This is a genomic window from Streptomyces corynorhini, from assembly GCF_003346515.1.
Classification (GTDB): Bacteria; Actinomycetota; Actinomycetes; order Streptomycetales; family Streptomycetaceae; genus Streptomyces; species Streptomyces corynorhini.
The window spans coordinates 1-12,572 of sequence record NZ_QQNA01000024.1 but is presented as its reverse complement, the minus strand read 5'-3'; the positions used below and the strand labels follow the sequence as shown (position 1 = coordinate 12,572).

14 protein-coding genes and 1 pseudogene are annotated in these 12,572 nt (G+C 72.9%); 8 read left to right on the top strand and 7 right to left on the bottom strand.

What is annotated here, in order from left to right:
* Positions 1-35: 35 nt before the first annotated feature.
* On the bottom strand, positions 36-926 hold the full coding sequence (gene ypfJ, locus DVH02_RS04360; RefSeq protein WP_114622334.1) for a KPN_02809 family neutral zinc metallopeptidase: 891 nt from the start codon (positions 924-926) through the stop codon (positions 36-38).
* Positions 927-1,125: 199 nt separating this feature from the next.
* On the opposite strand from ypfJ, the gene abc-f reads away from it, so the two are divergent.
* From abc-f to DVH02_RS04345, 3 genes are all read left to right on the top strand, one after another.
* On the top strand, positions 1,126-2,724 hold the full coding sequence (gene abc-f / locus DVH02_RS04355; RefSeq protein WP_114622333.1) for a ribosomal protection-like ABC-F family protein: 1,599 nt from the start codon (positions 1,126-1,128) through the stop codon (positions 2,722-2,724).
* Positions 2,725-3,105: 381 nt separating this feature from the next.
* Positions 3,106-3,327, top strand: a complete 222-nt coding sequence (locus DVH02_RS04350) for a helix-turn-helix domain-containing protein (protein WP_030753304.1) — start codon at positions 3,106-3,108, stop codon at positions 3,325-3,327.
* 147 nt (positions 3,328-3,474) lie between these two features.
* Complete coding sequence (locus DVH02_RS04345) at positions 3,475-4,296, top strand: enoyl-CoA hydratase/isomerase family protein (protein WP_114622332.1); 822 nt, start codon at positions 3,475-3,477, stop codon at positions 4,294-4,296.
* A 49-nt stretch (positions 4,297-4,345) separates the two neighbouring features.
* On the opposite strand, the gene DVH02_RS04340 is transcribed toward DVH02_RS04345, so the two are convergent.
* The gene (locus DVH02_RS04340; RefSeq protein WP_114622331.1) at positions 4,346-5,074 is read right to left on the bottom strand and encodes a hypothetical protein; all 729 of its coding nucleotides are present in this window, start codon (positions 5,072-5,074) and stop codon (positions 4,346-4,348) included.
* 107 nt (positions 5,075-5,181) lie between these two features.
* Here DVH02_RS04340 and DVH02_RS04335 point away from each other — a divergent pair, with 107 nt between their 5' ends.
* The 5 genes from DVH02_RS04335 (at position 5,182) to amaP (ending at position 7,561) form a co-directional block, all read left to right on the top strand.
* On the top strand, positions 5,182-5,679 hold the full coding sequence (locus tag DVH02_RS04335) for an Asp23/Gls24 family envelope stress response protein (RefSeq protein WP_114622336.1): 498 nt from the start codon (positions 5,182-5,184) through the stop codon (positions 5,677-5,679).
* Positions 5,680-5,743: 64 nt separating this feature from the next.
* Complete coding sequence (locus DVH02_RS04330) at positions 5,744-5,935, top strand: hypothetical protein (protein WP_114622330.1); 192 nt, start codon at positions 5,744-5,746, stop codon at positions 5,933-5,935.
* Between the two features lie 6 nt (positions 5,936-5,941).
* Positions 5,942-6,289 carry an Asp23/Gls24 family envelope stress response protein gene (locus DVH02_RS04325; protein WP_114622329.1) on the top strand — a complete coding sequence of 116 codons (348 nt, stop codon included), beginning with the start codon at positions 5,942-5,944 and terminating at the stop codon, positions 6,287-6,289.
* Positions 6,286-6,978 carry a DUF6286 domain-containing protein gene (locus tag DVH02_RS04320; RefSeq protein ID WP_114622328.1) on the top strand — a complete coding sequence of 231 codons (693 nt, stop codon included), beginning with the start codon at positions 6,286-6,288 and terminating at the stop codon, positions 6,976-6,978. Before DVH02_RS04325 ends, DVH02_RS04320 begins: the two co-directional genes overlap by 4 nt.
* A 4-nt stretch (positions 6,979-6,982) precedes the next feature.
* Positions 6,983-7,561: an alkaline shock response membrane anchor protein AmaP gene (gene amaP, locus DVH02_RS04315; RefSeq protein ID WP_114622327.1), complete on the top strand. Its 579-nt coding sequence runs from the start codon at positions 6,983-6,985 to the stop codon at positions 7,559-7,561.
* Positions 7,562-7,639: 78 nt separating this feature from the next.
* Here amaP and DVH02_RS04310 read toward each other — a convergent pair whose 3' ends face one another.
* The 5 genes and pseudogenes from DVH02_RS04310 to DVH02_RS35915 all read right to left on the bottom strand — a co-directional run.
* Entirely contained in the window at positions 7,640-8,395 is a 756-nt protein-coding gene (locus tag DVH02_RS04310) for an SDR family oxidoreductase (protein ID WP_114622326.1), read from the bottom strand.
* A 5-nt stretch (positions 8,396-8,400) separates the two neighbouring features.
* The gene (locus tag DVH02_RS04305) at positions 8,401-10,239 is read right to left on the bottom strand and encodes a glycoside hydrolase family 15 protein (RefSeq protein ID WP_114622325.1); all 1,839 of its coding nucleotides are present in this window, start codon (positions 10,237-10,239) and stop codon (positions 8,401-8,403) included.
* 83 nt (positions 10,240-10,322) lie between these two features.
* Positions 10,323-11,129 (bottom strand): SURF1 family cytochrome oxidase biogenesis protein, encoded by an 807-nt coding sequence (locus DVH02_RS04300; RefSeq protein ID WP_114622335.1) that lies wholly within the window; start codon positions 11,127-11,129, stop codon positions 10,323-10,325.
* A 164-nt stretch (positions 11,130-11,293) separates the two neighbouring features.
* Complete coding sequence (locus DVH02_RS04295) at positions 11,294-12,274, bottom strand: DEDDh family exonuclease (protein ID WP_114622324.1); 981 nt, start codon at positions 12,272-12,274, stop codon at positions 11,294-11,296.
* Positions 12,271-12,572: pseudogene (locus DVH02_RS35915) on the bottom strand (hypothetical protein); the annotation flags it as partial. The pseudogene DVH02_RS35915 and the gene DVH02_RS04295, both read right to left, overlap by 4 nt.

The following is a 12,572-nucleotide window of genomic DNA, read 5'->3' as shown; positions in this document are numbered from 1 at the left end:
CGGCCGCTCCGGCCGCTCCGGTCCGGGCGCGTACGTCAGCGGAACGTGTCGCAGCGCGCCACGTCGCCCGTGCTGTAGCCGGTACGGAACCACTCCTGGCGCTGCGCCGCCGACCCGTGGGTCCAGGACTCCGGGGTGACCTTGCCCTGGAACTTCTCCTGGATCCGGTCGTCACCGACGGCCGCCGCCGCGTCCAGGCCGTCCTGGATGTCCTCGTCCGTGAGGCTGCTGAGCAGCGGCTTCCCGGTGGACGGGGACGGTGTCGTCGTCGCGTGGTGGGTCCAGACCCCGGCGTAGCAGTCGGCCTGCAGCTCCACCTTGACCGCGTTGCTGTCCGGGCCCTTGCCGCCGTCGTGCGCCCGGCCCAGCGTGCCCTTCAGGTTCTGCACGTGGTGCCCGTACTCGTGCGCCACCACGTACGCCTGGGCGAACGGCCCGCCGCTCGCGCCGAACGTGGTCTTCAGCTCCTGGAAGAAGCCGAGGTCCAGATAGGCCATCTTGTCGGCCGGGCAGTAGAAGGGCCCGACCGCCGAGGTCGCCGCGCCGCAGCCGGTGCTGACCCGATCGGTGAAGAACTTCGTGTCCGCGTCCGTGTAGCGCTCGCCGCGCCGCTGGTACTCCGCGCGCCAGAAGTCCTGCACGCTGTTGACGACCGCGACGATCCGGCAGTCCTCGCGCGTGTTGGCGTCCCGCCCGCTTTTGCAGTTCTCGTTGACGCCGTCGGTGGCCGCGGCGCCCCGCGCGGGGGAGGAGCCGCCCGAGGAGAGCCCGAGCTGCTCGGGGCCCACCCCGAAGTAGAGACCGATCAGCAGGACCACGACCCCGACGATGCCGCCCCCGACCGTGGCCGCCCCGCCCGGGACACCGCCACCGCGCTCGTCCTGGACCTCCGACGTGTCCAGTTCGGCGTCGTCATCGAACCGCATGTGCCACCACTCTCCGTTCCGACGGCCCCAGCGGCCCGTCGCCCCGCGCAGAATATCGGCGTACGCGCCGGGCCGGGGAAAGCAGTTGCGCGGGCCGGTAGACTGAGCCGTATGGCATTTCTCCTTGTGCATTAGCCGGCGTCGAAGAATCTCCTCCGCCTGCCCTCTTCCGCCGTCCATACCGCCCTGGAGTCTTTCCGTGATCACCGCAACCGGCGTAGAGCTGCGCGCCGGCGCCCGCATCCTCATCGAGTCCGCCTCGTTCCGCATCGCCAAGGGCGACCGCATCGGCCTGGTCGGCCGCAACGGAGCGGGCAAGACGACGCTCACCAAGTGCCTCGCGGGCGAGGGCCTGCCCGCCGCCGGGACCATCACCCGCTCGGGCGAGGTCGGCTATCTGCCGCAGGACCCGCGCACCGGCGACCTCGACGTCCTCGCCCGCGACCGGATCCTCTCCGCCCGCGACCTCGACTCCGTGCTGAAGAAGATGCGCGAGAACGAGGACCGGATGGCGAACGGACAGGGCGCCACCCGCGAGAAGGCGATGAAGAAGTACGAGCGTCTGGAGACGGAGTTCCTCACCAAGGGCGGATACGCCGCCGAGGCCGAGGCCGCCACCATCGCCGCCGCGCTCGGCCTGCCCGACCGGGTGCTCGGCCAGCCCCTGCACACGCTCTCCGGCGGTCAGCGCCGCCGCGTCGAGCTGGCCCGCATCCTCTTCTCGGACGCCGACACCCTGCTCCTCGACGAGCCCACCAACCACCTTGACGCGGACTCGATCGTCTGGCTGCGCGAGTACCTCAAGACGTACCGCGGCGGCTTCATCGTGATCTCCCACGATGTCGAGCTGGTCGAGACCGTCGTCAACAAGGTCTTCTACCTGGACGCCAACCGCTCCCAGATCGACGTCTACAACATGGGCTGGAAGCTCTACCAGCAGCAGCGCGAGTCGGACGAGAAGCGCCGCAAGCGCGAGCGCGCCAACGCGGAGAAGAAGGCCGCCTCCCTCAACTCGCAGGCCGACAAGATGCGCGCCAAGGCCACCAAGACGGTCGCCGCGCAGAACATGGCCCGCCGCGCCGAACGGCTGCTGTCCGGTCTTGAGCAGGTACGCCAGTCCGACAAGGTCGCCAAACTGCGCTTCCCGGAGCCCTCGCCCTGCGGCAAGACGCCACTGACCGCCGAGGGGCTGTCCAAGTCCTACGGCTCGCTGGAGATCTTCACCGACGTCGACCTCGCCATCGACAAGGGCTCGCGCGTCGTCATCCTCGGCCTCAACGGCGCGGGCAAGACCACGCTGCTGCGGCTGCTGGCCGGGGTCGAGAAGCCGGACACCGGACAGGTGACCCCGGGCCACGGGCTCAAGCTCGGGTACTACGCCCAGGAACACGAGACCCTCGACCCGGAGCGCTCCGTCCTGGAGAACATGCGCTCCTCCGCCCCCGACCTCGACCTGGTCGAGGTGCGCAAGACGCTGGGCTCCTTCCTCTTCTCAGGCGACGACGTCGACAAGCCCGCCGGCGTGCTCTCCGGCGGCGAGAAGACCCGGCTGGCGCTGGCCACCCTGGTCGTCTCCTCGGCCAACGTGCTGCTCCTCGACGAGCCCACCAACAACCTGGACCCCGCCAGCCGCGAGGAGATCCTCGGCGCGCTGCGCACCTACAAGGGCGCCGTCATCCTCGTCACGCACGACGAGGGCGCCGTCCACGCGCTGGAGCCCGAGCGGATCATCCTGCTGCCCGACGGGGTCGAGGACCTCTGGGGCGCGGACTACGCGGATCTGGTCGCCCTCGCCTGACGGGTGGTGACGCCCGGTGCGCGGTGGGTGTGCGGCGGGAGGGACGCCGACGTGTGATCCACACCGTATGGATCATTCGGCTCAGTGGTGATCCTTCATCTGTGTGAGTACGTCTCGTACCGTCGGCGTGGTGCGTGACCGATCGGGCAGTTCGGGCCATGATCCGCGCTTTTCCCGTGCAGACGCGCCTTGACCTGGCACTTCGTTCGGAGTGTCGGACGGATGTGGCCCCCGTCACGTCGGAAATGCGTGACTCCTGTCGTGCTCGAAGCCTGAATTCCGCGCAAGGTCGTCGTACGGACCTTGCCGAATGGGTGGCCAGGAAGCCCGCTAGGGGTGATCATGAGAAGTCCAGAGCGCACTTCCCATGAGGAGGCACGGGTGGCCGAGACTCTGAAGAAGGGCAGCCGGGTAACCGGCGCCGCGCGCGACAAGCTCGCGGCAGACCTGAAGAAGAAGTACGACAACGGTGCGAGCATCCGGGCACTGGCCGAGGAAACCGGCCGTTCCTATGGATTCGTCCACCGGATGCTCAGCGAGTCCGGAGTCACGCTGCGGGGACGCGGCGGGGCTACGCGAGGCAAGAAGGCCGCGTCGGCCTGACCTGACCGTCGGGCGCGGTTCCTCCCCGGTGTCCCCGTGGCACCGGCCGCCGGTTCGGATGGTGGCCACCCGGCACGACCACCCGGTCGTCCCAGTGGTTACTGTGCAGTCACTCAGCCAGCCGACTGCCCGAACCGGAGGCGCCCCATGACTTCGCCCGAACCCGTACAGGAACCAGCGGCAGTGCCGGAACCCGTACGGGACAAGGACGGCGTACGGCTCACCGTCGAGGACGCCGTTGCCACGGTGACACTGACCAACCCGGCGAAGCGCAACGTCCAGTCTCCCGCTCTGTGGCGGGCGTTGACGGAAGCCGGCAGGTCGCTGCCGGGCAGCGTGCGGGTCGTGGTGCTGCGCGCAGAGGGCACGTCCTTCTCCGCGGGACTCGACCGGCGGGCGTTCACCCCCGAGGGGTTCGACGGCGAGCCGTCGTTCGGCGATCTCGCACGCAGCTCCGACGAGGAACTCGACGCGGCCATCGCCGGCTACCAGGACGCCTTCCTGTGGCCACGCCGCAGCGACCTGGTGTCGATCGCTGCCGTCCAGGGACACGCGATAGGGGCGGGCTTCCAGCTCGCCCTCTCCTGCGACCTGCGGATCCTCACGACCGACGCGCAGTTCGCCATGCGCGAGACCAGCCTCGGCCTGGTCCCCGACCTCACCGGCACCCACCCCCTGGTGGGGCTGGTCGGCTACGCACGCGCGCTGGAGATCTGCGCCACGGGCCGCTTCGTCCAGGCGGCGGAGGCGGAGCGCACCGGCCTCGCCAATCTGGTCGTACCCGCGGAGGAACTGGACGCCGCCGTACGGGACCTGGCCGCCGCGCTGCTGGCCGCGCCGAGGGACGCGCTGATCGAGACCAAGGCGCTCCTCCAGGGTGTCGCCACCCGTTCCTTCGAGGCCCAGCGCGCCGCCGAACGCGCCGCCCAGGCCCGTCGGCTGCGCGACCTCGCGGGGCTCGGCGACTGACCGGCGCGCGCTCCCACGGCCCGCGCCCCGCGCGCGCCGCGCGCCCGCGTCACGGCGCGGGCGCCGCCTCCACCGCCGTGACCAGGACGGCGACCGACGGGGCGCCGGGCAGCGCGCGCGTCAGCCCGGCGCGCACCGCCCGTGCGACGGCCGGCGGGTGGTGGCCCGCCGCCGTCGCCAGTTCGACCCGTACCTGGCCCGGAGCGCTCACCACGGGAGCGCCCAGCACACCGGTCAGATACGCGACCCCGGGCACGGCGGCCACCGCGCGCCCCGTGGCGTCGTCCGGCGAGAGCGCCCGTCCCCCGAGCGGAGCAACGGGCTCCGCCGGTTCGTCCTGGACCTCCGCCAGCAGCCCCGTCACCCGCAGATCGACCTCCGTCACCGTGAGGCCCAGCACCTCCCGGGCACAGGCCGACAGCGCCGCGCGCAGCCGCTCTGCCACGGCCGGCAGCGACTCGCCCGCCGTCGCGGCGCCCGCCGGGTAACCCACGGCGGTGAACCGCGCGTCGATCCGCAGCGGACCGGGCGGCAGCGCGCTCGGCGGCGGCTCCACCACGGGCTCGCCGTGCGCCCGCCCCTCCGCGGGGCCGATCCGCACCCCGGCGTCGAGGACGGCGCCCGGCACCCCGGCCGCCGCGCGCCGCAGCGCCGCCCGCGCCGCCCGTTCCGCCAGCCACGCGCCGTCCGCCGCCTCGCCCAGCGGAAGCAGCCGCCCAGGGGCAAGCCGCCGCCGCACCTCGGCCGTCCATCCTTCGGTGCCCCGCGCAGTCGTCATTCCTCCACTCTGCCGTATCCACGGCGCGGGACCGGGCAAGCACACCTAATGTGGGCAGCGGAGTCCCCCACCGCCCGCGAGGGCGCCCCGGAAAGGGATGAATGGCGATGTCAGAGACCGCACCGCGCAACCAGTCCGCGTCCGCCGACCGCAAACTCTCCGGCGACCAGGGCGGGTCCACGCCCGTCACCAAGCGCGGCGGCGGCGACCCCGCCGCCCGAGGCCGCACCACCATCGCCGACGGCGTCGTCGAGAAGATCGCCGGTCTCGCCGCCCGCGATGTGCTGGGCGTGCACGCCATGGGCAGCGGCATCTCGCGCACCTTCGGCGCCGTGCGCGACCGGGTCCCCGGCGCCGGCAGCGGCAGGACGCCCAGCCGGGGCGTCAAGGCCGAGGTCGGCGAGGTGCAGACCGCGCTCGACCTGGAGATCGTCGTCGACTACGGCGTCGCCATCACCGAAGTCGCCGCCGCCGTACGGGAGAACGTCATCGCCGCGGTCGAGCGCATGACCGGGCTGGAAGTGGTGGAGGTCAATATCGCGGTCAGCGACGTCAAGCTGCCCGACGAGGACGACGACGAGGACACGGACTCCCGGATCCAGTAGCGGTGCGCGCGTGGCCGGTGGAGGCCGCGTGCGGCCGGCCCGTACAGCCGAAGAGGAGCACATCATGAGCATGGCGGTGGTCGGCCTGTTGGCCGGTATGGCGCTCGGGTTCGCCGGATACTTCGGCGGCTTCGGAGCCTTTGTGCTGGTGGCCGCGTTGGGCGTGGTCGGATTCGTGGTCGGCAGGTTCGTGGACGGCGATCTGGAACCCGGCGACCTCTTCCGCGGCCGCGACCGCGACGACCGGCGGCGGTGATCCCGCGTGGCCGGTGACCGGGTGGCGGCGGCCGAACGCGGGGCGACGGTGATCGCCGACCGGGTCGTCGCCAAGATCGCCGCGCGCGCCGCGCGCGAAGCCCTCGACAGCGTGCCCGAGGACGGCTCCCCGCCCCACGCGACCGTCACGGTGCACCACGGGAGCGTGCGGGTACGGATCGGGGTCGAGCTGGAGTACCCCGTCGACATCGGCGCGCGGTGCGGCGCGGTACGCGGCCAGGTCGCCCACCGCGTCACGACGCTGGCGGGCCTGGACGTGCGCGAGGTGGCGGTACGCGTCGAGCGGCTGCACTCCGACTCCTCGCGCGCCGCCGACCGGGGGAGGATCCGATGAGCGGAACCGCACCAGGCCCGGGACGGGACGAGTGGCCGGACGACGACACGGACCGCGGCGGCGGCACCGCCCTCGACGCGGCGGACCCCGGCACCCCCCACGCGTCCGTACCCACCCTCGCCGACTACGACGAGGAACCGGCCGCCAAGGCCCACCGCTTCTGGTCCACCCGCCGGATCCCCGCCGCGCTCACCGCCCTGGTCACACTCGGCGCCACCGGACTGCTGCTCTACGACGTCGCGGCGGTACGGGCCGGCCACCCCGCGATGTCCTGGCGCCGCGGGCTCGCCGACCAGCTCGCCCGGCAGCCGCTCGACCAGACCTGGATGCTGGTCGCCGCCGCCGTCGCCATGGCCCTCGGCGTGTGGCTGCTCGCCCTCGCCCTCACCCCCGGACTGCGCGCGCTGCTCCCCATGCGCCGCGACTCCCCGCACGTACGCGCCGGGCTCGACCGGGAGGCCGCCGAACTCGCCTTGCGCGACCGGGCCATGGAGGTCTCCGGCGTCCAGTCCGCACAGGTGCGGCTGCGCCGCTCCAAGGCGGTCGCGCGGGCCGTGTCGCACTTCCGTGAACTGGACGCCGTACAGGACGATCTCGAACGGACCCTGACCGCCGGCATCGGCGAACTGGGCCTCGACAGACGGCCCGCCCTGACGGTCCGTGTCCGCAGGCCCGTGAGGAAGGGATGACAGGATGCTCCGACCGGTCAACCGCGTACTGCTGGCCCTCGCCGGCCTGATCCTGCTCTGCGCGGGCGGGATCGTGCTGGCGCGCGGGCTGGCCTGGCCGGTGCCCTCCTGGTGGCCGTACCGCGGACCGCGTGACGTGCTGCTCAGCCGGGCCGACCGCGAGCGCTGGCACGGCACGGACTGGTGGTGGCCGGTCGTGATCGCCGTACTCGCGGTCCTCGTCGTCCTGGCCCTGTGGTGGCTGCTGGCCCAGACCCGGCGCGCCCGGCTGTCGGAGGTGCTGGTGGACAGCGGCGACGGCGAGGGCGCCGCGCTGCGCGGCCGGGCGCTCGAAGAGGCGATGGAGGACGACGCGCGCTCCCTCGACGGGGTGGCCCGCGCCCGGGTCCGGCTGACGGGCCGCCGCACCGGCCCGGCCGCCCGCGTACGCCTGCTCCTGGAGCCGCACGCGGCTCCGGCCGACACGCTGCGCCGCCTCGGCGACGAGGCGCTGGCGCACGCGCGCGACTCGGCGGGGCTGGCGTCGCTCCCGGCGGAGGTACGGCTGCGCGCGGCCCGGCACCGGGCGGAACGCGTCAGCTGACCGGACAGGGCCTACGGGGGTGGGCGGGAACTACGGGGCGTGCGGGCAGACGGCCCGTACGCCCCGCCCCCTGTGTCGTCAGAACCCCCGGCGCGCGCCGCCGTCCACCGGCAGCATCAGACCCGTCAGATACGAGGCGGCGGGCGAGAGCAGGAACGCCGCCGTCCGGCCGAACTCCTCCGGCGTCCCGTAGCGGCGCAGCGGAATCCGCTCCTCCTGGGCCGCCCGCGCCGCCACCGGGTCGCCGCCCAGCGCGTCCAGCTCCCTGACCCGGTCCGTGTCGATCCGGGCGGGCAGCAGACCGATCACCCGGATGCCGCGCGGCCCCAGCTCCTCGGCGAGCGACTTGGCGAACCCGGCCAGGCCGGGGCGCAGACCGTTGGAGATGGTCAGGCCCGGGATCGGCTCGTGCACCGAGCCGGACAGCACGAAGCCGATGACCCCGCCCTCGCCCAGCTCGGCGGCGGCGGCGCGGGCCAGCCGTACCGCCCCCAGGAACACCGACTCGAACGCCGACTGCCACTGCTCGTCCGTGTTGCCCGCGGCCGTGCCGGGCGGCGGGCCGCCCACGCTGATCAGGATGCCGTCGAAGCGCCCGAACCGCTCCCGGGCCGCGCCGATCAGCCGCTGGGCGGCGGCCGGGTCGGCGTTGTCGACGGCCAGCCCGTACGCGTCGGGGCCGATCTCCGACGCCGCCCTCTCGACGCTTCCCGCGTCCCGCCCGGAGACGACGACCCGCGCGCCGTCCGCGCCGAGCGCCCCCGCCGCCGCGCGGCCCAGGCCGCGCGAGGCGCCGGTGACCACGTACACCCGGTCCTTTAGTCCAAGATCCATGGCCCCTATCCTGCCGTGCCGCCCGCCGCCGTGTCACCGCCCACGTCACCGCCCACGTCGCCTCCCGCGGTGTCGTACCCGGCCAGGGTCAGCGCCGTGACCACCAGGCCGATATGGCTGAACGCCTGCGGATAGTTGCCCAGTTGGCGTCCGGCCACCGGGTCGTACTCCTCGGAGAGCAGCCCCACGTCATTGCGGAGAGCCAGCAGCCGCTCGAACAGCTCGGCCGCCTCCTCGGCGCGCCCCGTCATATGGAGCGCGTCGGCCAGCCAGAACGAACAGACCAGAAACGTTCCCTCACCGCCCGGCAGGCCGTCCACCCCGCTCCCGGTGGTGGTGTAGCGGCGCAGCAGCCCCCCGTGGCCCAGCTCGGCCCGTACCGCGTCGACCGTGCCGATCACCCGCGGATCGTCCGGCGGCAGAAAGCCGACCCGGGGGATCAGCAGGGTCGCCGCGTCCAGCTCGGCGGAGCCGTACGACTGGGTGAAGGTGTTGCGCACCGGGTCGTACCCCTTCTCGCACACCTCCCGGTGCACCTCGTCCCGCATCGCCCGCCACCGCCCGATGTCACCGCCGAGCGTCGGATCGGCCTCCAGCGTCCGGACGGCCCGGTCGGCGGCGACCCACGCCATCACCTTGGAGTGCGTGAAGTGCCGGCGCGGGCCCCGGATCTCCCACAGCCCCTCGTCCGGCTCACGCCACTTCGACTCCAGGAACCCCAACAGGCTGAGCTGGAGGTTCCACGCGTGCGGCTTCCCGACCAGACCTGCCGTGCGCGCCACGTTCAGCGAGTCCATCACCTCGCCGTACACGTCGAGCTGGAGCTGTTTGACCGCGTCGTTGCCGGTGCGCACCGGCGCGGAGCGCGCGTAGCCGCTCAGCCACGGCAGCTCGACCTCGGGCAGCCTGCGCTCACCGCCCAGCCCGTACATGATCTGCAGATCGGCCGGGTCACCGGCGACGGCGCGCAGCAGCCAGTCCCGCCACGCCGCCGCCTCGGCCAGATATCCCGCCGACACCAGCGCGCCCAGCACCAGCGTGGAGTCGCGCAGCCAGCAGTACCGGTAGTCCCAGTTCCGTACGCCGCCCAACTCCTCCGGCAGCGAGGTGGTGGGAGCGGCGACGATGCCGCCCGTCGGGCCGTAGGTCAGCGCCTTGAGCGTGATGAGCGAGCGCATCACGGCCGCGCGGTGCGGCCCCTCGTACCGGCAGCGCGCCGCCCATTCCCGCCAGTCCTCCAGGCTGCGCTCCAGCGACTCGTACGGGTCGACGCGCGGCGGCCGGGGCTCGTGGGAGGGGTGCCAGGTGAGGACGAACGCCACCTTCTCGCCCGCGGTCACGGAGAACGACGAACAGGTGCTGAAGTGCTGCCCCCACGTCTTGACCTTGGGCTCGCTGCGCAGCCAGACCGAGTCGGGCCCGGCGACGGCCACCCGGTGGCCCTGCGAGCGGCGCATCCACGGCACCACGGAACCGAAGTCGAAGCGCAGCCGGAGGGTGGCGGACATCTCCACCGTGCCACTGACGCCCTCCACGATCCGCATGATCTCGGGCGCCACATCGCGCTGCGGCATGAAGTCGGTGACCTTGACGGTGCCGGTCCTGGTCTCCCACACGGACTCCAGGACCAGCGACTCGCCGACGTAGCCGCGCCGGGTGCACGCGCGGGCCCCGGCGGGGGCGAGCCGCCAGTGGCCGTTGTCCTCGGTGCCGAGCAGCGCGGCGAAACAGGCGGCGGAGTCGAAGCGAGGAAGGCACAGCCAGTCGATGGAGCCGTTCCTGCCGACCAGGGCGGCGGTCTGGAGATCGCCGATGAGTGCGTAGTCCTCGATGCGTTGAGTCACGCCAAGGCTGTTCCCGCAGTACACGGGCGCTAAGCAGCGGTTCGGCGCGTCGGGTGACCGAGCGGCCGGATCACCCGGGCGGGTCAGGCGCTCGCGGGTACGGGCTCCTGCTCGGACAGCGCCTCGTCGGCCTTCTTCCTGGCGGCCTCGGCCCGCTCGCGCTTCTCGTTCCGTACGAGGATCAGCCAGCCGACGGGCACGGCGGCGACGAACAGCCACCACTGGACGGCGTACGCCATGTGCGGCCCGATCGAGCTGTCGTCGGGCCGCTGGATCGGCTCGGGGCTGCCGCCGTCCGGTACCGGGGAGGTCAGCTCGATGTAGCCGCCGAGGACCGTACGGTCCAGCGCCCGCTGCCGCTGTTCGCTGTTGATCAGCATGACCTGGCGCGGCGGCAGGTCCTTGACGTCCTTGATGCCGGAGGCCGCCGCCGTCTCGTCGGCCTTGAGCCGTCCGGCGATGGTGACCTCGCCCTTCGGCGGCGCGGGGATGTCCGGGAAGGCGTACTGGTCGCCGTCGGCCGGGAACCAGCCGCGGTTCACCAGGACCGCCCGGCCGTCCTTCAGGACGAACGGGACGAGGACGTGGTAGCCGACCCGGTCGTCGTTGGAGGTCCTGCGGCGTACGACCACCTCGTGCGCGGTGTCGAAGTTGCCGGTCGCGGTGACCGTGCGCCAGTAGTCGGCGCGCGGGACGGTGTGCCCGGGGGACGTCAGCTCCGTGACCGGGACGGGCTCGGCCCGGAGATTGCCCGAGATCAGGGCGTTCTGCGCGACCTTGTGCTCGTGCCGGTGCAACTGCCAGAAGCCCAGCTCGATCATCGTGGGGATGAGGGCGAGGCCAAGAAGGGTGAGGATCACCCACTGCCGGGACAACAGGAAGCGGTACACGCCGTCGACGTTACTCGGCGGGAATCGGGCACCGGGACGGGGGGTGGACATTTCAGTCGGCCGTACGGGCGGCCTCCGGCGGCCTCCGGCGCCCGTGCGCCGGGCGCCGTGTGACATGAGGGGCTGTCAGCTCATCCCGTCGTTCGGCCCCCCGGCGGCCCGGTTCATCCCTGCCCGGCCGCCGGTGCCACGTCCCGCAGCAGCTGGGTGAAGGCCGCCTCGTCGATCACCGGTGTCCCGAACGAGGCCGCCTTGACCGTCTTCGACGTGGCGGAGTGCTGGTCGTTGGTCACCAGCAGACTGGTCAGCCGCGACACACTCGTCGCGACGTGCAGCCCCGCCTCCACGGCCCGGTCCTCCAGCAGCTCACGGTCGACGGAGGTGTCGCCCGAGAACGCCACCCGCATCCCCTGCCGCAGCCGCCCGCCCGGCTCGTACCGCCCCGGGTTCGGATACGGGCAGGCCGGTCGCTTGCGCGAGGCCCGCCAGCTCGACTGCCGGTACGACGCCTGATAGCCGACCCGGGGCGCCGCGGGCGCGTCGGACCACTCGGTGAGCGGTCGGCACTCCAGCAGCGGCAGCCGTACCCCGCTCCTGGCCGCCGCGTGCAGGCTGGGCCGGAACGACTCGGCCAGCACCCGCGCGTCGTCCAGCGCGTGGTGCGCGCGCTCCTGCACGACACCGAAGTGCGCGGCGAGCGTCTCCAGTTTGTGGTTGGGCAGCGGCAGCCCCAGCTCCTTGGAGAGCGCGATGGTGCACAGCCGCTGCCGGGTGGGCGCGGTGCGCTCCGCGCGCGCGTACTCCCTGGCGATCATCGACCAGTCGAAGATCGCGTTGTGCGCCACCAGCACCCGGCCGTCGAGCCGCTCCGCCAACGCGCCGGCGATCTCGGGGAAGAGCGGGGCGCCCGCCAGGACATCGGTCGTCAGACCGTGGATCCACACCGGCCCCGGATCCCGCTCCGGGTTGACCAGCGTGTACCAGTGGTCCTCGACGTTCCCCCGGAAATCCAGCCGGTAGACGGCAGCGGAGACTATCCGGTCGTCGCGGGCGAGTCCGGTGGTCTCGACGTCGACGACCGCGTACCCCTCGGGGTAGGCGGTCGGCCAGGTCGCTGCTGTCGTTTGGTCGTCGAGCATGGTCACAGAGAATACGGGCCGCCACTGACAGCCACACAGCCCGGTCCACCACCACCCGCCCGGCCGCGGCCCGGACAATCCACCGCGTCAGGGCCCTTACGGGGGACGGTGAGCAGCCACATCACCGCCCGGTCCCGCGCCACCGGCCCCGGCCGGCCCGGCCGTGAGACGCTCCCCGGGTGACCGACACCACCACCCACGAGGGCGAACCGCACAGCGGCGCGCAGCCAGTTGAGGCGGGAGCCGAGCGCGCCGCTGTGCGGTTCGCCCTCGTGGGTGGTGGTGTCGGTCACCCGGGGAGCGT